Origin of the sequence: Nocardia sp. NPDC004068, assembly GCF_042874315.1 — a bacterium.
GTDB lineage: Bacteria > Actinomycetota > Actinomycetes > Mycobacteriales > Mycobacteriaceae > Nocardia.
The window spans coordinates 34,980-55,757 of sequence record NZ_JBIAMW010000010.1 but is presented as its reverse complement, the minus strand read 5'-3'; the positions used below and the strand labels follow the sequence as shown (position 1 = coordinate 55,757).

Annotated in this window: 19 protein-coding genes; 2 read left to right on the top strand and 17 right to left on the bottom strand. The window is 70.0% G+C overall.

Features of this window, described 5'->3' with window-relative positions:
- Together ACFYTQ_RS25060 and ACFYTQ_RS25055 are read right to left on the bottom strand one after the other, a co-directional pair.
- The gene (locus ACFYTQ_RS25060; protein WP_387365600.1) at positions 1 to 657 is read right to left on the bottom strand and encodes a PadR family transcriptional regulator; all 657 of its coding nucleotides are present in this window, start codon (positions 655 to 657) and stop codon (positions 1 to 3) included.
- Between the two features lie 136 nt (positions 658 to 793).
- On the bottom strand, positions 794 to 2,230 hold the full coding sequence (locus ACFYTQ_RS25055) for a carotenoid oxygenase family protein (protein ID WP_387365597.1): 1,437 nt from the start codon (positions 2,228 to 2,230) through the stop codon (positions 794 to 796).
- Positions 2,231 to 2,325: 95 nt separating this feature from the next.
- On the opposite strand from ACFYTQ_RS25055, the gene ACFYTQ_RS25050 reads away from it, so the two are divergent.
- Both ACFYTQ_RS25050 and ACFYTQ_RS25045 read left to right on the top strand, forming a co-directional pair.
- Positions 2,326 to 2,967 (top strand): TetR/AcrR family transcriptional regulator, encoded by a 642-nt coding sequence (locus tag ACFYTQ_RS25050; RefSeq protein WP_387365594.1) that lies wholly within the window; start codon positions 2,326 to 2,328, stop codon positions 2,965 to 2,967.
- A gap of 75 nt (positions 2,968 to 3,042) precedes the next feature.
- Positions 3,043 to 3,753, top strand: coding sequence for a helix-turn-helix domain-containing protein (locus ACFYTQ_RS25045; protein ID WP_387365591.1), 711 nt, complete (start codon positions 3,043 to 3,045; stop codon positions 3,751 to 3,753).
- Here the strand turns inward: ACFYTQ_RS25045 and ACFYTQ_RS25040 are convergent.
- From ACFYTQ_RS25040 to pyrR, 15 genes are all read right to left on the bottom strand, one after another.
- Complete coding sequence (locus ACFYTQ_RS25040) at positions 3,735 to 4,310, bottom strand: dihydrofolate reductase family protein (protein ID WP_387365589.1); 576 nt, start codon at positions 4,308 to 4,310, stop codon at positions 3,735 to 3,737. The genes ACFYTQ_RS25045 and ACFYTQ_RS25040 overlap by 19 nt on opposite strands.
- A 160-nt stretch (positions 4,311 to 4,470) precedes the next feature.
- A complete protein-coding gene (locus ACFYTQ_RS25035; protein ID WP_387365586.1) occupies positions 4,471 to 7,065 on the bottom strand; it encodes a primosomal protein N' in 2,595 nt (864 codons plus the stop codon).
- The gene (gene metK / locus ACFYTQ_RS25030) at positions 7,066 to 8,280 is read right to left on the bottom strand and encodes a methionine adenosyltransferase (protein WP_387365583.1); all 1,215 of its coding nucleotides are present in this window, start codon (positions 8,278 to 8,280) and stop codon (positions 7,066 to 7,068) included.
- Between the two features lie 251 nt (positions 8,281 to 8,531).
- On the bottom strand, positions 8,532 to 9,749 hold the full coding sequence (coaBC, locus tag ACFYTQ_RS25025) for a bifunctional phosphopantothenoylcysteine decarboxylase/phosphopantothenate--cysteine ligase CoaBC (protein WP_387365580.1): 1,218 nt from the start codon (positions 9,747 to 9,749) through the stop codon (positions 8,532 to 8,534).
- A 50-nt stretch (positions 9,750 to 9,799) separates the two neighbouring features.
- The gene (gene rpoZ, locus ACFYTQ_RS25020; protein WP_387365577.1) at positions 9,800 to 10,075 is read right to left on the bottom strand and encodes a DNA-directed RNA polymerase subunit omega; all 276 of its coding nucleotides are present in this window, start codon (positions 10,073 to 10,075) and stop codon (positions 9,800 to 9,802) included.
- A 54-nt stretch (positions 10,076 to 10,129) separates the two neighbouring features.
- On the bottom strand, positions 10,130 to 10,711 hold the full coding sequence (gmk, locus tag ACFYTQ_RS25015) for a guanylate kinase (protein ID WP_387365574.1): 582 nt from the start codon (positions 10,709 to 10,711) through the stop codon (positions 10,130 to 10,132).
- An 8-nt stretch (positions 10,712 to 10,719) separates the two neighbouring features.
- Positions 10,720 to 11,037: an integration host factor, actinobacterial type gene (mihF, locus tag ACFYTQ_RS25010; RefSeq protein ID WP_040748769.1), complete on the bottom strand. Its 318-nt coding sequence runs from the start codon at positions 11,035 to 11,037 to the stop codon at positions 10,720 to 10,722.
- Between the two features lie 644 nt (positions 11,038 to 11,681).
- On the bottom strand, positions 11,682 to 12,506 hold the full coding sequence (pyrF, locus tag ACFYTQ_RS25005; RefSeq protein ID WP_387365570.1) for an orotidine-5'-phosphate decarboxylase: 825 nt from the start codon (positions 12,504 to 12,506) through the stop codon (positions 11,682 to 11,684).
- Positions 12,503 to 12,637, bottom strand: coding sequence for a hypothetical protein (locus ACFYTQ_RS25000; RefSeq protein WP_387365567.1), 135 nt, complete (start codon positions 12,635 to 12,637; stop codon positions 12,503 to 12,505). Before ACFYTQ_RS25000 ends, pyrF begins: the two co-directional genes overlap by 4 nt.
- Positions 12,638 to 12,790: 153 nt before the next feature.
- On the bottom strand, positions 12,791 to 16,099 hold the full coding sequence (carB, locus tag ACFYTQ_RS24995) for a carbamoyl-phosphate synthase large subunit (RefSeq protein WP_387365564.1): 3,309 nt from the start codon (positions 16,097 to 16,099) through the stop codon (positions 12,791 to 12,793).
- Entirely contained in the window at positions 16,099 to 17,217 is a 1,119-nt protein-coding gene (gene carA / locus ACFYTQ_RS24990) for a glutamine-hydrolyzing carbamoyl-phosphate synthase small subunit (protein ID WP_387365561.1), read from the bottom strand. The genes carB and carA overlap by 1 nt, the downstream gene beginning before the upstream one ends.
- On the bottom strand, positions 17,214 to 17,720 hold the full coding sequence (locus tag ACFYTQ_RS24985; RefSeq protein WP_387365558.1) for a transporter: 507 nt from the start codon (positions 17,718 to 17,720) through the stop codon (positions 17,214 to 17,216). Before ACFYTQ_RS24985 ends, carA begins: the two co-directional genes overlap by 4 nt.
- Positions 17,721 to 19,019, bottom strand: a complete 1,299-nt coding sequence (locus ACFYTQ_RS24980) for a dihydroorotase (RefSeq protein ID WP_387365555.1) — start codon at positions 19,017 to 19,019, stop codon at positions 17,721 to 17,723. It abuts the gene before it with no gap.
- A complete protein-coding gene (locus tag ACFYTQ_RS24975) occupies positions 19,016 to 19,981 on the bottom strand; it encodes an aspartate carbamoyltransferase catalytic subunit (RefSeq protein ID WP_387365552.1) in 966 nt (321 codons plus the stop codon). Before ACFYTQ_RS24975 ends, ACFYTQ_RS24980 begins: the two co-directional genes overlap by 4 nt.
- A complete protein-coding gene (gene pyrR / locus ACFYTQ_RS24970; protein WP_387365549.1) occupies positions 19,978 to 20,613 on the bottom strand; it encodes a bifunctional pyr operon transcriptional regulator/uracil phosphoribosyltransferase PyrR in 636 nt (211 codons plus the stop codon). Before pyrR ends, ACFYTQ_RS24975 begins: the two co-directional genes overlap by 4 nt.
- Positions 20,614 to 20,778: the final 165 nt, after the last annotated feature.

The window sequence follows — 20,778 nt, the reverse complement described above, 5'->3', positions numbered from 1 at the left end:
TTACTTTTGCTCGTCGTCGGCGAGGATCCGGTACAGCGCGCGCCGGGCCTCGGTGAGCACCTCGGCCGCCTTGGCCGCCTGCTCCGGCGTGCCCGCGCGGGCCACCTGAGCGACCGCGCCCATCAACTGTCCGACGAGTTCGCGCAGATCCAGTGCCTGATCACCGATTCCGTCGCGGACCTCCTGCCAGGGATCGCCGAGTTCGTCGGCGTGCTCGCGCACGTAGGTGACGCCCTCGTCGGTCAGCTTGGCGGTCTTGCGGCCCGAGACCTTCTCGATGAGCACCAGCCCTTCGTCCTCGAGTTGTGACAATGCCGGATAAATCGATCCCGGACTGGGACGCCAGACATCGTCGCTGCGCTCGCGGATCCGCTGGATCAGCTCGTAGCCGTGCATCGGACGCTCCTGGAGCAGCAGCAGGATCGCCGCGCGGACGTCGCCGCGCCGACCCCGCCCGCCCCGACCGCGCCCGCGGCCGAAGTGGCCACCCCCGGGACCGAAGCCCGGTCCGAAGTCGGGACCGAACGGTCCGAACCCCGGGCCGAAGCCGCGCGGGCCCCGCGGGTGACGGTGGAACTGTTCGGGTCCGAACTGCTCGCGACCCGGTCCGCGGCCACGCCAGCGGCCGCGTGCGTTCATGTTCTCCATGTTTTCCATGGCCAGCCTCCTCAGGCTTGTTCTTACGTTGACAACATCGACGATATATCGGCAATGCATCTTCGACAAGTGTGAGGCGGGACACGAACCGACCAGATGGGTTATCCCCTGTCAGGCGCGGGCTGACCGTGGCACCTCAGGTGGCGGGCACCCAATTCCCGTGGAAGCCCGCGGGCACGCGGTGCGGCAGGTGCACGCGGGCGACGTCCTCGAGGGTCGCCGCGTCGAGGATGGCCAGATCGCTGGTGTCGGTGGCGGCGTCGTAGACGAAGCCCATCAGCACGCCGTCGTCCTCGGCAGCGTCGGGGGCGGAGGGCTGGAAGACGAACTCGCCCAGGGCTTTTCCGGGACCGAACTCGCGGACGAGCGCGCCGCCGCCGACGAAGTCGTGCTTGTAGAGCCGCGGACCGCTCGCCACGCCCGTCCCCACCGCGGGCGCGTATCCGTAGCGATGCCGCCGACCCGTCAGTCGCTCGTCGACGCGCGGGAACTCCTGCGGCCGATCGTCGAGCACGCCCTGGCGGACCTTGCCCGCCGCGAGGTCGACCTCCCAGCGGTCCAGGGTCGGCAAGCCCTCGTTGGGTCCGGTGAAGTCGGTGGCGAACATCGTCTGATAGCGGACCACGTCGAGCACGAGGGTCTCGCCGTCCTCGTAGGCGTTCATGGGGTGGAAGACGTAGCACGGCTCGATGTCGAACCAGCGCACGTCGGCGTTGCCGCCCGACCGCGGCATGACGCCCAGCCGCGCCGGATACTTCGGATCCCAGCGATAGGGCATGCGGCGATCGGGCGAGACCGAATTCTGCCGTGCCGCGGGCGGATTCGGGATCGGCACGCGACCGACCAAGGCCGACAACACCAGTCGCGCGGGCAGCCGCAGCGCGCGCGGCACGGTCATCGCCACCGCCTGGCGCGCGTCGAAGGTGACCGGCAGATCGTAGAAGACGACGTAGTTCTCGGTGAGCGAGAAGTCGTGCATCATCGGCGAGCCGCCGACCTCGATGTCGACCGTGCGCCGGGCCCGGCCGTCGGCGCCGATGACCGAGTACTGCACCTTGTTGCCGCGCTGGAACGAATACGAAACCGCGTGCAGCTCACCGGTTTCCGGGTCGCGCTTGGGGTGGGCGGTGTAGCCGCCGGTGATCGTGCCGTCGAAATCGCAGACGCCGATCGTGTCGAGTTCCTCGGACAGCTCGTAGTTGGGCTGGCCCGCCTCGATCAGGGCGAACGTGCGCCCGGCATGGCCGATGACATTGGTGTTGGCGCCCGGACCCCCGACCGCCTCCGTCCCGGGCACGGCCCCCTCGCCGAGCGCGCGGGCGGTGACCGGGCCGCGCACCCAGCGGTTGCGGTACCACTCGGCGCGGCCGTCGCGCAGGCGCACGCCGTGCACCATGCCGTCGCCGACGAACCAGTGGTACACGGCCGGATCGAGTTCGCCCACCGGGTTGGGGCCGTTGCGCAGGTACCGGCCGTCGAGGTGGTCGGGAATGGTTCCGGTGACCTTCAGATCGGTGAGTGTGTGCTCGTGCTCGATCGGAGCGAACAAGCCCGAGAGATAGCGATTGCCCATGGGGACCCCCAAGACGAGGAATAACGGTGTTATAGGAGCTAGAATAACGCCGTTATGGAGGTGTGGCAATGGTGAGTTCCCGATCCGGAGCGGGGATGCGTGAACGGTTGATCGAGGCGGGGATCGACCTACTGGAGTCCGACGGCCCCCAGGCATTGCAGACGCGGCGGGTGGCCGCGGCGGTCGGCGCGTCGACGATGGCGGTGTACACGCATTTCGGCGGCATGACCGAATTGCTGGGCGCGATCGTGGCCGAGGCGTTCGCGCGCTTCGGCGCGGCCCTGGGCGCGCGGCCGTCGAGCGACGATCCGGTGGCCGATTTCCTGGTGATGGGATACGCGTATCGGCAGTACGCGCTGGCCAATCCGCAACGCTATCTGCTCATGTTCGGCCTGTCTCCCGCATCCGAAAGCGGCAGCGCGCCTTGCGATTTCGTCGCCGCCCCGGTGACCGACGCGGTCGGGGCGGAGACCTTCGAACAGTTGGTGGCGGTGGTCGAGCGCATGATCGCCGACGGCCATATCCACACCGGCTCGGCCCGCGAGGTGGCGGCGCGCCTGTGGGGCCTCATCCACGGCGTGGTGCTGCTGGAGCTGTCGGGCAATCTCGGCGGCGACGGCCGGGCCGTCACACAGGTGCTGCTACCCGCCACGATGGACATCCTGGTCGGCATGGGCGCCGACCGCGCCCACGTCGAGGAGTCGCTGGCGCGAGCCGCGGCGACCATCACGGGCTGAACCTGTGTGCGGGCGCGGTCCCGGCGGTTGCCGCGCGTGGCCTCGCCGCGGGCGCTCGCCGCTTAGGATGGCGCGGTGGGACTGCTGTTGGCGGCGCGGGCGTCGGATTCTCCGTGGGTCGCCGAGGTGTGGACGTGCCGCAGTGAGCGGGTGGCGGAGATGACCTCGGTGGCGACCGAGACGTGGGGGCTGGTGTTCTGGGAGCAGGACGGGGTGGCGGGCGCGGCCGTCACCGGTCCCGAGAGCCGTACCGCGACCGCACCCGTCCCGGAGGGCGCGTCGTTCGTCGGTATCCAGTTCGCGGTCGGCACCTCGCTGCGCGGAGTGGCCGCGCCGAGTCTGGTCGACACGGGGATCGTGCTGCCGGATGTGACGGACCGGAAATTCTGGCTGGACGGAAGCCGTTGGGAGACACCGGGTCCCGATGACGCGGAGGCGCTCGTCGCCCGGCTCGTCCGGTCCGGGGTGGTGGTGCGCGACGGGCTGGTCGCCGACGTGGTGCGGGGACATCGCCCGCCGGTCACCGAGCGGACCCTCGAGCGCCGCTTCCGCGCCGCGACGGGACTCACCCGCGGCGCGGTGCGGCAGATCGAGCGGGCCCGCACGGCCGCCACCCTGCTGAGTTCGGGCGCGGGCGAGGACACCGTCATCGAGACGCTCGGGTACTACGACGCGCCGCATCTCGCGCGGGCGCTGCGGCGATTCGTCGGGCGTACCTCGCGGCAGCTCCGCGCGGGAGTCGAGGGCGCGATCGCGCTCGATCTACGTCAGCGCGCCACCTCGTAGACGAGTTTGGTCACCCCGTTGGCGTAGGACGCCGAATCCCGCAGGCGCAGTTGCTGTTTGTCGCGGTCAGCCCGGCTGAACACGCTCTTGCCCGCACCCAGCAGCACCGGGAACACCAGCAGGTTGTAGCGGTCGATCAGGTCGGCGTCGGCCAGACGGCGGGCCAGTTCGGCGCTGCCGTGGATGAAGATGCCGCCGCCGTCGCCCTGCTTCAGCTTCGCGACGTCCTCGGTCGAGCGCAGGATCGTGGTCGGTCCCCAGCCGTCGACCAGGTCGTCGTCGGTGAGTCCGGTCGAGACCACGTACTTGGGCAGGTCCTTGTAGTCGACGTGGTCCGCCGAATCGCGCCAGATCGGGGCGAACGCCTCGTAGCTGCGGCGGCCGAACAGCAGTGCGGTCGTGTCGGCGAGTTCCTCGCCCTTGAGCGCGAACGCCTCCGGCACGAATTCGGTCTCCATCACCCAGCCGCCGCTGCGGTGGCCCTCGACCTTGCCGCCCGGCGAGTCGACCACGCCGTCCAGCGTCATGAAGCCCGTCCAGACCAGTTCCCGTGTCACCGAATCTCTCCTCGTCCTCGTTGTCGGTGGTCGGAAGCCTACGGGGCCCAGCCAGCGACGTCTTGGACGAAACCGACACGATGTCGAGGGCCTGGATGTGGTCGGCCCGGGCGCACCCGGCGCTGCGGGCGGGGCTCGGTGCGGGAGGCCGACGCGATGGTCAGCCGATATCGATCGGGTCGATCTGGACGCGCAGTGGGTCGTCGGAGCGATGGGTGCTGCGCACGGCCTGGGCGGCGGTGAGGGCGCGGGACAGGGCGTTGCCCGCAAGCCGGGGGGCGCGCAGGATCATGCGCTCGACCTCGGCGGGAGAATCGCCGGAGGAGAACGGTTTTCGGGCACCCGGCGGCAGCGGGACGGGGCCGAGGATCTCCACCTCGGCGGGAAGCGTTGCCTCCCCGAGCAATTCGGCGATGGAGTCGGCGGTGCCGTCGACGGCGGCCAGGCGGACCGCGGGCGGGAAGCGGACCTCGGTGCGGGCGGCGAGCTCGAAGTCCGCGTGGCCCACGGGATCCCAGCGCACGAGAGCCTGCACGGTCGGTACGGCCGGATCGGCCATGACGATCACCTGCCCCGTCGAGCGCACCAGGGCGGCCGCCGACATCCAGCGCCGCAGCGCGTCCTCGGCGGCCCGCAGATCGGCCCGCCCGAGCAGCGCCCACCCGTCGAGAAGCAGCGCGACCCCGTAGCCGCCGGGCGTCGTGGGTTCGGCCCCGATCGTCGCGACGACCACCTGCGGCCCCTCCGGCACCGAATCCAGCACCGCCGAGCCCCCGGACCCGCGGATCGGCACGCCGGGAAACGCCCGGCCCAATTCCTCGGCCGTGCGAGCGGCCCCGATCACGACGGCCCGCAGCGCCCGCGACCCACACGTCCCGCACCGGAACGCCGCCTCGGTCTTGCCACACCACCGACAGCTCGGGCTGTGCGCGATCTCGTGCGGCGGCACGCTGTCGGCCCGCGCCCGCGCGGATACGCCCCGGCCGCCAGCGATCCCACCACCCGCTCCGTCGCGTCGGCCACCGGGTAGCCCTCCGCCAACGGTTCGGCTTGCTGGTCCGTCGGATCGGGCGGCGCCGTCGGTTCGACTTCCTGGTCCGTCGAATCGGGCGGCACCATCATGTCGTTCATTCGAACGACGTTGTGGCGCAGGGGCTTTCGAGGAGTGGTCGGGGAGGGCCAAGGGGCCGTTGCAGTGGCGGCAGCGGGCGGGGGTGCGGCATTTGGCGCAGGAGAGGGCGGGGACGTAGCCGCGGCGGGGGACCTGGACGAGGACGGGTTCGCCTGCCGCGAGGGCCTTGCGGGCGGCGGTGAACGCGACGCCGGGGATGCGGACGGCGCGGGCGACCGGGTCGCGTTCCAGTGCGATATCGGTGTCGCCGGGGACGCTGATGCGGGGCATGTGCTCGCGGATGACGGCGCGGTCGGCGAGAAGGTTGTGGGCCCAACCGGATTCGACGACGGCCTGGATCTCGGCGGTGCGGGAGAATCCGGCCGCCAGGAAGGCCGCGCCGGTCTCGTGCGCCCGCAGCATGGCGACCTCACGGGCGTGCGGATACGGCGAGCGGGGCTCGGCGTACATATCGTCTCCGTCGTCCCAGATCGCGATCAGCCCCAGATCCCGCGCGGGCGCGAATACCGCGCTGCGCGTGCCGACGACGACCCGCGCCTCCCCGCGCAGCACCGACAGCCAGCGCCGGTATCGCGCCGAAGGCCCCAAACCCGCGGCCAACCCCACCACCCCCTCCACCACGACCTCCGCGCAGGCCGCCAGCACCCGGTCCAGATCACGCTGATCCGGCACCACCACGATCGCGCTGCGCCCACCCTCGGCCACCACCGCCGCCACCTCGGCCAGCCGTCGCGCCCACTCCTCCCCCGGCACCGCCTGCCACGCCGCCCGCGGCCCCCGCCCCTGCCCCAAGGCCGTCAGGAACGATTCGGCATGCCGGTACTTCGCCCATCCGGGGTAACGCGAACCCGCGCCCGCCTGCTCCCTCGATTCCGGGGACACCTCCGAAACCGCCGTGCGCACAACGGCTTCCGAGTCCCCGGGAGTATCGCCCGCCGTATCGTTCAGGTCCGCCGTCGCGACCTGCTCTCCGGAGCCGGGAGGCCCGTCGGAGACGGACTCGGCATCCGCCCCGTCACCCGAATCCGCTGCCTCGCCACGCTCCCCCGACCCTGAGGACGCCTCCGAAAACGCCGCGGCGGCAGCCACTTTCGTGGACAACGGAGCATCGCTCTTCGCGCTGATCGCCTCCCCCGGTGCGGCCTGCTCCCCCGACGCCGAGGACGCATCCGAAGCTTCCGGGCCAGCAACCGCATTCGCGGCATCCGGACCTTCGGCCGCCTTCGAAACCGATTCGGCCGCAGCCGGTTTCCCCTCGGCCTTGGCATGTCGCGGCGGAATGGCCAGCCGCAGCACATCCGCACGCGTCCCCGCATATCGGGCGGCGACGGCCTCGACCAACCGGAGGATCTCCGGGGTGAGAACCCGCTCGCCGGACACGACGCGTTCGAGGCGCACGAGTTTGCCGGTGTGGTCGGACTTCTCGAGGCGTTCGAGAACGAATCCGTCGATCAGCCGACCCGAGAACCGAACCCGGACGCGCACGCCGGGTTGGGCGAGGGCGTCCAGGTTCGGGGGGACCAGATAATCGAAATCCCGGTCGAGGTGGGCCGGTTCGAGCAGCGGCAGGACGCGCGCGATGGGGCGCGCGACCGCCGCCGTCTCCGGTTCCGGCTCGGCCAATTACAGCCCGACGGCCGCGCGCAGCTTGTCCGCGCGGTCGGTGCGCTCCCAGGGGAGGTCGACATCGGTGCGGCCGAAGTGGCCGTAGGCCGCGGTCTTGGCGTAGATCGGGCGCAGCAGGTCCAGGTCGCGGATGATCGCGCCGGGACGCAGATCGAAGACCTCGGTCAGGGCCGCGGAAATCTTTGCGGGATCGACCTTTTCGGTGCCGAACGTCTCGACGAACAGACCGACGGGCGCGGCCTTGCCGATGGCGTAGGCGACCTGCACCTCGGCCCGGTCGGCCAGTTCCGCGGCGACCACGTTCTTGGCGACCCAGCGCATGGCGTAGGCGGCCGAGCGGTCGACCTTCGACGGATCCTTGCCCGAGAACGCGCCGCCGCCGTGACGGGCCATGCCGCCGTAGGTGTCGACGATGATCTTGCGACCGGTCAGGCCCGCGTCGCCCATCGGGCCGCCGAGCACGAATTTGCCGGTCGGGTTGACCAGCAGGCGGATGTCCGAAGTGTCCAGCGGCTCCGGCAGATTCAGCTCGGCGAGCACCGAATCCACAACCTTCTCGCGGATGTCGGGGGCGAGCAGGTTGTCCAGATCGATGTCCGCGGCGTGCTGGGTGGACAGCACCACGGTGTCCAGCCGCACCGGCCGGGCGCCGTCGTATTCGATGGTGACCTGGGTCTTGCCGTCGGGGCGCAGGTAGGGCAGCACACCGGACTTGCGGACCTCGGTCAGTCGCCGGGACAGGCGATGCGCCAACGCGATCGGCAGCGGCATGAGCTCGGGGGTCTCGCGGGTGGCGTAACCGAACATCAGGCCCTGGTCGCCCGCGCCCTGACGCTCGATCTCGTCGTCGGAACCGCCGACGCGCGCTTCGTGCGAAGTGTCCACGCCCTGAGCGATATCCGGCGACTGCGCGCCGATGGCGACGTTCACGCCGCAGGACGCGCCGTCGAAGCCCTTGGCCGAGGAGTCGTAGCCGATCTCGAGCACCTTCTCGCGCACGATCGTCGGGATGTCGGCGTACGCCGATGTGGTGACCTCGCCGGCCACATGGACCTGGCCCGTGGTCACCAGGGTCTCCACCGCGACGCGGCTGCGCGGGTCCTGCTCGAGCAGTGCGTCGAGGATGGAATCGCTGATGGCATCACAGATCTTGTCGGGATGCCCCTCGGTCACGGATTCACTCGTGAAAAGCCGACCACCGAACGTGCGCACAGTTAATCCCTCTCCCTCAACGGGTTTCTCGTCTCGGACTGCGACGCTAACGGCCTCCCGTCACCGCGCAACCCTTTGACTCAGACTATTCCAAACCACCGACGGGGTGGGCGATGACGTCGCCGCTTGCGACGTTCCCACCAGCGACAACACCTCCACAGGGCTCCGTTTCGGCGGCCGGTGCGCTGATGCGCGCGACGCGTTCCCGCATCGCGTGCCACTTAGCAGGATAAGCCGGAACCATGGGCGCGTCAGCGCAACAGTGGTCCCAGCGCGTCCAGCACACGGCTGGCCAACAGGGCCTTCGATCCGTGATCGAGGGCCTGCTCGGTGCCGTCGGCGCCGAGCAGCCAGCCGTCGTTGTTGTCCACCTCGAAGGCCTTGCCCTCGCCGACCGCGTTGACGACCAGCAGGTCACAGCCCTTCCGCTTCAGCTTCGCGCGGGCGTGGGTGAGTACGTCGCCGTGTTCGTCGCCGGTCTCGGCGGCGAATCCGACGATCGCGAGCCCGGGCAGGCGGCCGTCGCGGCGCGCCTGCACCAACCCGGCGAGGATGTCGCGGTTCTTGGTGAGTTCGATCGAATCCGGTTCTCCCGCACCCTTTTTGATCTTCGCGGCGGCGACGTTGGCGGGCCGGAAGTCGGCGACCGCGGCGGCCATGATGACCGCGTCGGCCCCGGCGGCGTGCTTGTCCACCGCGATGCCCATCTGGTCGGCGGTGGTCACCGGCACGACCTCGACGCTCGCGGGCGGTTCGAGGCCGACCGTATTGCCCGCGACGAGGGTCACCTGCGCGCCGCGCTGGGCGGCGACGCGGGCCATCGCGTACCCCTGCTTCCCGGAACTGCGGTTGCCCAGGAATCGCACCGGATCCAGCGGTTCGCGCGTGCCGCCCGCCGAGATCACGATGCGACGGCCCTCGAGGTCGCGCGGGATCGCGTCGGCGCGTTCGAGCAGCAGCGAGGCCAGCGCGAAGATCTCCTCGGGTTCGGGCAGGCGGCCCGGTCCGGTGTCGGCGCCGGTGAGGCGGCCCGCGGCCGGTTCCATGACCGTCGCGCCGTGCGCGCGCAGCGTCCGCACGTTCGCCGCCGTGGCCGGGTGCTCCCACATCTCGGTGTGCATGGCCGGGGCGAACAGCACGGGACATCGCGCGGTCAGCAGGGTCGCGGTGAGCAGATCGTCGGCGCGGCCCATCGCGGCGCGCGCCATCAGGTCGGCGGTCGCGGGGGCGATGACGACGAGATCGGCGGCCTGCCCGATCCGCACGTGCGGGACCTCGGGCACATCGGCGAAAACGCCGGTGTGGACCGGGTTTCCGGACAGCGCCTCGAACGTGGCCTTGCCGACGAACTGCAATGCCGACTCGGTGGGGATGACGCGGACGTCGTGCCCGGTCTCGGTGAATTTGCGAACGAGCGAGCAGGCCTTGTAGGCGGCGATCCCGCCACCCACGCCGACAACGATCCGCATCTGACTACGCCTCTTCGGGTCCGGGTGCTGTGGGCGGCGGGGTGCGCCCCTTACTCGCCTTCGGAGTGCTCGAGCAGATCGGAGTGGATCTCGCGCAGCGCCACCGACAACGGCTTCTCCTGCAGGCCCGGCTCGACCAGCGGGCCGACGTACTCGAGGATGCCGTCGCCGAGCTGGTTGTAGTAGTCGTTGATCTGGCGCGCCCGCTTGGCCGCGTAGATGACCAGCGCGTACTTCGACGACGTGCGCTCGAGCAGCTCGTCGATCGGCGGGTTGGTGAGACCGACCGGGGTGTCGTACGCGGGCACGGTCTTGGTGTCGCTCACTGGTGAGGCTCCCTGCGGGTCGTGTGGACGTGAATTCGGCCGTACCGGCCGCACTCAGAAAGAATTTGTGCTAACGAACAACGATACCAACTGCTCACAGGCGCTCGTCAGTTCGTCGTTCACGATCACGGTGTCGTACTGGTCACAGGTCGCCAGTTCCATCCGCGCGGTCTCCAGCCGGCGCTCGATGACCTCGGGCGGTTCGGTGCCGCGGCCGGTGAGCCGGGCGACCAGTTCCTCCCAGCTGGGCGGCTTGAGGAAGACCGTGCGGGCCTCGGGCATGACCAGCTTCATCTGGCGGGCCCCTTCCTGGTCCACCTCGACCAGGACGTTCTTCCCGGCGGCGAGGGCCGCGCGCACCGGGGCGGCCGGGGTTCCCGAACGTTGCAGGCCGCCGTGAATCTCGGCCCACTCCAGCAGGTCTCCCCTGGCGATCATGGCGTCGAACTCGGCCCGGCTCACGAAGTGGTAGTCCTGCCCGTCGACCTCCCCGGGCCGGGGGGCCCGGGTGGTGGCCGACACACTGAAGACCAGGTCCGGCAGCCGCTCGCGGACGCACCGGACGATCGTGGACTTGCCGACGGCCGAGGGGCCGACCAGTACGACCAGTCGACCCTTCTGCGTGTGCTCGACCACCCTCGTGATCAGGCCTGGTCGAACTTCGCCAGCAGCGCCTTGCGCTGACGATCGCCGAGGCCGCGCAGGCGACGGGTCGGCGCGATCTCGAGCTCGGTCATGATCTCGGCGGCCTTGACCTTGCCCACCTTCGGCAGGGCCTCGAGCAGCGCCGACACCTTCATCTTGCCCAGGACCTCATCCGTCTCGGCATCCTTCAGGACCGTCTTCAGGTCGGTGCCGCCACGCTTCAAGCGCTCCTTGAGCTCTGCCCGAGCGCGGCGAGCGGCAGCCGCCTTCTCCAAAGCAGCGGCGCGCTGCTCGTCAGTCAGCTGGGGAAGGGCCACGGTTCCTCCGTCTCATCGTTCATTGCATCATCTCCCGCCGGTAACCCGGCGGTCTGTGCGACCGTACCCACGCCGCGTGCCGATTGCGAACCCACCCCCCAGGTCAGCGCGGGATTCGGGCACGCTATCGCATCCCCGGACGCCCCCCGACGCCCCATCGAACAGACATTCCGAATCGTACCGCCGATCCCGCCACCAGGCCCGTGACCTGCGTCTTTCCCGGCCCGGACCGGCATTGTCGCAGTACAGCCCACCTCCCCCGCCCCACCGTGACCGCCCCGTTATCCGCCGACCAGGAATTTTCTTGGATTTCCCGGCGTGTCGCGAAATCTCGCCAGGGCGTGTCGCCCGTCTCGCCCCCTTCCTCCCCCTCGCCCGACTCCACCCACCCCACCCCTCCCCCAACCCCTCGTACCGACCCCTCACGCGCCCCTGACACGCCGAAACACATCCATGTAATTCCCACAGCCCCATCCGGTTCCCCGCCCCGTCCAAACCTCCACCACGACAAACAAACCGGTCTCCCTCATAGCTACGGCAACCCCAGCCGCACCCTTTATTCGCAAACGCACCCCTTTCTGGGCCATGAAAGGGGTGCGAATTCGAATAAAGGGTGCGGCTGGGTTGCCGGGCCTTGGGGGTGTTCAGGTTTGAAGGAAGGCGAACTGGTCGGAGAGGTGGTGCAGGCGGGTGCGGAGGGCGGCTGTGGAGGGGCCCGCCGAGAGGAGTTCGCGGGAGACTGCGGGGAGGGCCGTGTGGTAGACCGAGGGGGGGAGGAGGGTGCGGATCGAATCCGGGCCGCCGCCTTGCGTTCCCACGCCGGGCATGAGGATGGGGCCGTTGAGGTGGGTCAGGTCGGGGGCCTCGGTGAGGGTGGCGCCGATGACGACGCCGACCGAGCCGAAGGGGGAACCCGTGTTGCAGGCGGCGGCCTCGTCGACCATGGTTTGGGCGATCGTGCGGCCGTCGGAGGCCGTGGCGCGCTGTAAGGACGCGGCCTCGGGGTTGGAGGTGGCGGCCAGGACGAAGACGCCGCGGTCGTTCGCGGTCGCCGATTCGATTGCGGGAGACAGGGATCCGAAGCCGAGGTAGGGCGAGACCGTGACCGCGTCGCTGCCGAGCGGACCGTCGCCGAGCCACGCCTGGGCGTAGGCGGCCATGGTGGAACCGATGTCGCCGCGCTTGGCGTCGGCGAGCACCAGCGTGCCCTCCGCGCGCAGCGCGCCGATGGTGTCCTCGAGGACCATCAGCCCGCCCGACCCGTACGCCTCGAAGAACGCCACCTGCGGCTTGACGAGCGCGACCCGGCCCGCGAACGCCTCCACACAGGCGTCCGCGAAACGTTTGAGCCCCTCGACGTCCTCGCTCAGCTCCCAGGCGCGCAACAGCGGCGGATGCGGGTCGATGCCCACGCACAGCGAACCGTGCCGGGCGCAGGCATCGCGCAACCGTTCACCGAACGAGGTCAACGGCTGTCCGCGTCCGCGCCCGCGGTAGCCAGCTCGGCCTCGATCGGCTCGTCGTCGGAACGCAGCGGGTCGCGGCCGATGGGCGGGGTGGCACGAAAACCGACGGTGGAATACCCGCCGACCTTCCGCATCCCCCTGATGTCGCCTCCCCCCGGCAAGACGACCTCACCGGTTTCGATCGTGCGACGCCGACGCGGTTTGACCCGCCCCGCGCCCACGGGACGGGCACCTGCCCCAAGCCCGATGGCTCCCACCGTAGTTTCCTCTCCTGTTCCGGTTGTCGTTCAGCCGCGCAGTACGGCGTGCAACTCCTGCAGGGAGCGCACCCCGATACCGCCATTGATCGTCGCCTCGATGCCCTGCACGGCCGCGGCCGCGCCCTGCACCGTCGTGATGCACGGAATATCCGCACCCACCGCGGCGGTCCGGATCTCGTAGCCGTCGACCCGAGGACCCGAGTTGCCGTAAGGGGTGTTGAACACGATGTCGATCTCACCATTCCTGATCCGATCGACGACCGTCGGCTCGTCGGTCGGCGACGGCTCCGAGTGCTTGCGTACCCGCTCGCACGGAATTCCGTTGCGCCGCAACATCTCCGCGGTGCCCTCGGTGGCCAGGATCCGGAAGCCCAGATCGTGGAGTCGTTTGACCGGGAACACCATGGCGCGCTTGTCGCGGTTGGCGATCGACACGAATACGGTACCCGCGGTAGGCAACGAACCATAGGCCGCACTCTGACTCTTGGCGAAAGCGGTACCGAAATCCGCGTCGATGCCCATCACCTCACCGGTCGACTTCATCTCCGGTGAGAGCAGCGAGTCGATGCCCGTGCCGTCGGGCCGCCGGAACCGGTGGAAGGGCAGCACGGCCTCCTTCACCGCGACCGGCGCGTCCAGCTGCGCGTGCCCGCCGTCGCCCTCGGCGGGCAGCATGCCCTCCTTGCGCAGCCCGGCGATGGTGGCGCCCAACATGATTCGCGCCGCCGCCTTGGCCAGCGGCACCGCGGTCGCCTTGGACACGAACGGCACCGTGCGGCTCGCTCGCGGATTGGCCTCGAGCACGTAGAGCACATCGTCCTTGAGCGCGTACTGCACGTTCAGCAGCCCGCGCACCCCGATACCCTTGGCCAGCGCCGCGGTCGAGCGCCGGACGGCCTCGATATCGCTGCGGCCCAGCGTGATCGGCGGCAGCGCGCACGCGGAGTCGCCCGAGTGGATCCCGGCCTCCTCAATGTGTTCCATGACGCCGCCGAGGTAGACCTCCTCGCCGTCGCACAGCGCGTCGACGTCGATCTCGATGGCGTCCTCCAGGAACCGGTCCACCAGCACCGGATGATTCGGGTTCAATTCGGTGGCACGGGAGATGTACCCCTCGAGCGCGGTTTCGTCGTAGACGATCTCCATGCCGCGCCCGCCGAGCACGTAGGAGGGCCGTACCAGCACCGGATAGCCGATCGCCGCGGCGATCTTCTTGGCCTGGTCGACGGTGGTCGCGGTGCCGTACTTCGGCGCGGGCAGCCCGGCCTCGACCAGCACCTGCCCGAACTCGCCGCGGTCCTCGGCCAGGTCGATGGCCGCGGCGGAGGTGCCGACCACCGGCACCCCGGCGTCGGTCAGCCGCTGCGCCAGGCCCAGCGGGGTCTGCCCGCCCAGCTGCACGATGACGCCCGCGACCGTGCCCGATTCGCGCTCGGAGTGATACACCTCGAGCACGTCCTCGAAGGTGAGCGGCTCGAAGTAGAGGCGGTCGGCGGTGTCGTAGTCGGTGGAGACGGTCTCGGGGTTGCAGTTGACCATCACCGTCTCGTAGCCCGCGGCCGAAAGCGTCTGCGCCGCATGCACACACGAGTAGTCGAACTCGATGCCCTGCCCGATCCGGTTGGGCCCGGAACCGAGGATGATCACCTTGTCCCGCTCGAGCTGCGGGGCCACCTCGGACTCCGCGCCCGGATCCAGCTCGTAGCTGGAGTAGTGGTAGGGCGTCTTGGCCTCGAATTCGGCGGCGCAGGTGTCGACGGTCTTGTAGACCGGCCGCACGCCGAGCCGGTGGCGCAGCTCGCGCACCCCGTTCTCGCCCGCCAATTCCGGTCGCAGCGCGGCGATCTGGCGATCGGACAGGCCGTGGTACTTGGCCCGGCGCAACAGCGGCTCGTCCAGTACGGGCGCGGCCAGCAGTTCGATCCGCAGATCGACCAGCCCGGCGATCTCGGCGACGAACCACGGGTCGATGCCGGAGGCTTCCGCGACCTCCTCGACGGTCGCGCCCAGCCGCAGCGCCCGCTCGACCTGGTAGAGCCGGCCCTCGGTGGGTGTGCGCAGATCCTCGAGGATCGCGGGCACGTCGGTCCAGTCGCCGTCGGGCTGGGTCCAGAAGCCGGTGGCCTTGGTCTCGAGCGAGCGCAGCACCTTGCCGAGGGCCTCGGTGAAGTTGCGGCCCAGGCTCATCGCCTCGCCGACCGACTTCATCGTGGTGGTCAGGGTCGGGTCGGCGCCCGGGAACTTCTCGAACGCGAAGCGCGGCGCCTTGACCACCACGTAGTCGAGCGTCGGCTCGAAACAGGCGGGGGTCTCCTTGGTGATGTCGTTGACGATCTCGTCGAGGGTGTAGCCGATGGCCAGCTTCGCCGCGATCTTGGCGATCGGGAAGCCGGTGGCCTTGGACGCCAGCGCCGACGAGCGCGACACGCGCGGGTTCATCTCGATGACGATCAATCGGCCGTCGGCCGGGTTGACCGCGAACTGGATGTTGCAGCCGCCGGTGTCGACGCCGACCTCGCGCAGGATGGCGATGCCCAGATCGCGCATCTTCTGGTACTCGCGGTCGGTGAGGGTCATGGCGGGCGCGACGGTCACCGAGTCGCCGGTGTGCACGCCCATCGGGTCGACGTTCTCGATCGAGCAGACAATCACGACATTGTCGCGGCCGTCGCGCATGAGCTCGAGCTCGTATTCCTTCCAGCCGAGGATGGACTCCTCGATGAGCACGTTGGCCGTCGGCGACGCGGCCAGCCCGCCCCCGGCGATGCGATCGAGGTCGGCCTCGTTGTAGGCCATGCCCGAGCCGAGCCCGCCCATGGTGAACGAGGGCCGCACGACCACCGGAAAACCCAGCTCCGCAACGGTTTCGCGGACCTCGTCCATGGTGAAGCACACCCGCGAGCGCGCCGATTCGCCACCGACCTTGGCGACGATGTCCTTGAACTTCTGCCGGTCCTCACCGCGCTGGATGGCGTCGAAGTCCGCGCCGATCAGCTCGACGCCGTACTTCTCCAGCACACCCCGCTCGTGCAGGGCGACGGCGGTGTTGAGCGCGGTCTGACCGCCCAGCGTCGCCAGGATGGCGTCGGGGCGTTCCTTGGCGATGACCTTCTCGACGAACTCGGGGGTGATCGGCTCGACGTAGGTCGAGTCCGCGAACTCCGGGTCGGTCATGATCGTCGCCGGGTTGGAGTTGACCAGCGATACCCGCAGGCCCTCCGACCGCAGCACCCGGCACGCCTGGGTGCCGGAGTAGTCGAACTCGCAGGCCTGACCGATCACGATCGGGCCCGAGCCGATCACCAGGATGTGGCGCAGATCCTCGCGGCGTGGCATCAGGCTCCCTCCATGAGACCGGCGAAGCGGTCGAACAGATATGCGGCGTCGTGCGGACCCGCGGCCGCTTCGGGGTGGTACTGCACGGAGAACGCGCGGCCGTCGATCAGCCGCACGCCCTCGACCGTGCCGTCGTTGGCGCAGGTGTGGGTGACCTCGGCGGGGCCGAAGGGCGTGTCGAAGCGCTGCCCGGCCTCGCCCTCGAGCGCGAACCCGTGGTTCTGCGCGGTGATGGAGACCGCGCCGGTGGTGTGGTCGATCACCGGGATGTTGATGCCGCGGTGGCCGAACTTCATCTTGTAGGTGCCCAGACCCAGTGCGCGGCCGAGGATCTGATTGCCGAAGCAGATCCCGAACAACGGAATCCCTTCGCCCAGAACGTCTTTCGTGAGCGCGACGGCGGCGTCCTGGGTGGCGGGGTCGCCCGGCCCGTTGGACAGGAAGACCCCGTTCGGCTTCAGCTCCTTGATCCGGTCGAGCGAGGCGTCCGAGGGCACGACGTGCACCCGGATGCCGCGCTCGGCGAACATGCGCGGAGTGTTGGTCTTGATGCCGAGATCGACCGCGACGACCGTGAACCGGTGCGCCCCAACGGGTTCGATGGTGTAGACGTCGTCGGTGCTGACCTCCTCGGCCAGATCCGCGCCCAGCATCGAGGGCTGACCGGTGACCCGGCCGACCAATTCCTCCACCGAGGCGTCGGCGGTCGCGCCGGAGAAGATGCCCGCCTTCATCGACCCGCGGGTGCGCAGATGCCGCACCACCGCGCGGGTGTCGATGCCGGAGATGCCGACCACGTGCTGGCGTTCCAGCTCCTCGTGCAGCGTGGTGGTGGCCCGCCAGTTGGAGGCGCGCCGCGCGGGATCGCGCACCGCGTAGCCCGCGACCCAGATCCGCTGGGACTCGTCGTCCTCCTCGTTCCAGCCGGTGTTGCCGATCTGCGGGGCGGTGGCCACCACGATCTGGCGGTGATAGCTGGGGTCGGTCAGCGTCTCCTGATAGCCCGTCATCGCGGTGCAGAACACCGCCTCGCCCAACGTCTCTCCCGTGGCGCCGAAGGGCGCGCCGCGGAACACCCGGCCGTCCTCCAGCACCAGCACAGCGGTGTTCCCGCTCATGGTTGTTCTCCCGTCGTCGTGCCGGTCGCGCTGCCCGTCCAGGCCGGATACACCGTCTTGTCGTCCCCGCGGAATCCGGTGTCCACCTCGGTCCCGGTCGGCAGCTTCCAGCGAATTACCAGCACCCCATCTGCTGTCATTACCTTGCCCGCGTGTCCGCGCTCGGTGCGCACCGCGGTGATGGACTCCTGCGGAATCCACAGCGGCGTGGCGCCGTCGCGTTCGAGCAGGATGCCCCGCTCGAATCGGGTGAGCTCCGCCGTGGCCCGGAACCCCAGATCGCCCACCGCGATCCGGTTCTGCCAGCTGGGGGCCAGCGTGGTTCCGGTGTAGAGGCCCGTGGTCGGTTCCAGCAGTTGCGCGCCCAATTCGGCCGGTACGGGCGGCAGTTCACCGACCGCGGCGGCCTGCTTGCGCGCCTTCTTCAGCCAGGCCCGGTACATCAGCCACAGGCACAGCGCGAACAGTGCCAGCAGCCCGAGCACCCACAGCAGTCGCTCCATTTACCGTCTCGCTCTCGCCTTGCCGTCGCGAGCGGTGATCCGCCCGCGCAGCAACGTCGCCGTCACCCGCGCGGGCAGGGTCATCGCCTCGTAGGGCGTATTGGTGGAAATGCTCGCGAGCTCCGTTGCCCGCACGGTCCACTCCGTCTCCGGATCGACCAGCGTCAGATTGGCCGGTTCGCCGACCGCGATCGGCCGACCCTGATCGTCCAGACCCGTGATGCGCGAAGGGTTCTCGCTCATCACCCGGGCCACGCCCCGCCAGTCCAGCAGACCCGGCGCGACCATGGTCGCCACGATGATCGACAGCGCGGTCTCGAGGCCCAGCATGCCGGGGCGGGCGGCGGCGAATTCGCAGCACTTGTCCTGTTCGGCGTGCGGGGCGTGGTCGGTGGCGACGCAGTCGATGATCCCGGCGGCCAGGGCTTCGCGCAGCGCCGCCGCGTCGCTCGCCTCGCGCAGCGGGGGGTTGACCTTGTTGACCGCGTCGTAGGTCTCCAGCCGCGAGTCGTCGAGCAGCAGGTGATGCGGGGTGACCTCGGCGGTGATCGAAATGCCTTGGGCCTTGGCCCATTTCACCAACTCGACGGTGCCCGCGGTGGAGGCGTGGCAGATGTGCACCCGCGCCCCGGCGTCGCGGGCCAGCAGCGCGTCGCGCGCCACGATCGACTCCTCGGCCGCGCGCGGCCAGCCCTGCAAACCCAGCCGGGCGGCATTGGGGCCCTCGTGGGCGACTGCGCCCGCGGTCAGCCGCGGCTCCTCCGCGTGCTGGGCGATGAGCACGCCGAGCGAGTTGGAGTACTCCAGCGCGCGGCGCATGATCAGCGGGTCGTACACGCAGTGCCCGTCGTCGGAGAACATCCGCACCCCCGCCGCCCCGGCGGCCATGGTGCCCATCTCCGCGAGCTGCTTGCCCGCGAGGCCCACGGTCACCGCGCCGACCGGGTACACGTCGACCAGCCCGACCTCCTGCCCGCGCCGCCAGACATGGTCGGTGACGACCACGCTGTCGGCCACCGGGCTGGTGTTGGCCATGGCGAACACGGCCGTGTAGCCGCCGAGAGCCGCTGCGGCGGAACCGGTTTCGATGGTCTCGGTGTCCTCGCGGCCGGGTTCGCGCAGGTGCGTGTGCAGGTCGACGAAGCCGGGCAGCAGGATCTGGCCGGTGCCGTCGATGATTTCGTCGTCCGCGCCCCGCTCGACGTCCCCGATCTCCCGGATGATCCCGTCCTCGACGAGGACGTCGACCGGCTCGCCCTCGCCGTAAGGGCGAACGTTCTCGATCAGCACCCTGCTCACGCCACCACCTCTTCGGCTCCGATCAGCAGGCGGAACAGGACCGCCATGCGCATGTGCACCCCGTTGGTGACCTGTTGCAGCACAGCCGCTTTCGGGGAATCCGCGACCGAGGGCGCGATCTCCATACCGCGCAGCATGGGCCCGGGGTGCAGGACCACGGCGTGGTCGTCGAGCAGCGCCAGCCGTCGCTCGTTGAGTCCGTAGTTGATCGAGTACTCCCGCGCGGAGGGGAAGAAGCCGCCGTTCATCCGCTCGGCCTGCACGCGCAGCATCATGACCGCGTCCGCGCCGGGCAGTTCGGCGTCGAGCGAATGCGCGATCCGCACGGGCCACGCGTCGACCCCGACCGGCAGCAGCGTGCGCGGGGCGACGAGCACGACCTCCGCGCCGAGGATGTTCAGCAGGAACGCGTTGGAACGCGCGACCCGGCTGTGCAGGATGTCGCCCACGATGACCACGCGTTTGCCGTCCAGATCGCCGAGCCGTTGCCGCAGCGTCAGCGCGTCGAGCAGGGCCTGGGTCGGATGTTCGTGCATCCCGTCCCCGGCGTTGATGACGGCCGGACCCGGGCCCGCGTATCCGCTCGCGCCCTCGGCGAATTCGCCGAACCAGCGCGCGATCTGGTGGGCCGCGCCGGAGGCCGGATGCCGCACGATGAGCGCGTCCGCCCCGGCGGCGTGCAGGGTGAGCGCGGTGTCGCGCAGCGACTCACCCTTGGACACCGACGAACTCGACGCGCTGACATTGATGACGTCGGCGCTCATCCACTTCCCCGCGACCTCGAACGAGACCCGCGTGCGGGTGGAGTTCTCGAAGAACACCGTCATGACGGTGCGCCCGCGCAGCGTCGGCAGCTTGCGCACCTCGCGCCCGAGCAGCGCCTGCTCGAAACGCTGGGCGTCGTCCAGCAATTCGGTCGCGCTGGCCCGGTCCAGATCGGTGACCGACAGGAGATGCCTCACTTCTCGTCCCCCTGATGCAGGTAGACGCCGTCGCGGCCGTCGTGTTCGGTCAAGAGCACGGAGATGTCCTCGGTCCGGGCGGTGGGCACGTTCTTGCCGACGTAGTCGGCGCGGATGGGCAGTTCGCGGTGGCCGCGGTCGATGAGGACCGCCAGTTGCACGGCGCGGGGGCGGCCCAGATCGCGCAGGCCGTCGAGTGCGGCGCGCACGCTGCGGCCGGAGAACAGCACGTCGTCGACCAGGACCACCAGCGAATCGTCGATGCCGCCCTCGGGTACCGAGGTCCGCTCCAGCGGGCGGTGCGGGCGGTTGCGCAGATCGTCGCGGTACAGGGTGATGTCGAGCGAGCCGACGGCCGGGCGCACCCCGGCGAACTCCTCGATGCGGTCGGCGAGTCGCGCCGCCAAACCCGTTCCGCGCGTGGGGATTCCGATCAGCACCACGCGCGGCGAGCCCGGCTCCCGGGAGTCCAGCGCGGTCTTCTCGATGATCTGGTGCGCCATGCGCGCGATGGTCCGGCCGACATCCTGAGCGGACAACAGCTCCCGCCCGGCACCCACCCAATCCGGGTCGTGCCGTTGCGAGTATTCGCCCGCGCTCGACCTGGCGGCCCGATCCTCGGGCACGGCCATGTCGACCTCCTTCCCCGCCTCACAGGACGGTCCTTTAAAGGATGTCTTCCGGGCACGAAGACTAGCAGCGCGCCCGCGACCGCCCGATGGCGGGGTACCCGGTGTGAGCGCCGCCACCTGCGCCGATACCCGGCGTTCCACTGAGCGGCGAGTGGCCCGTACACC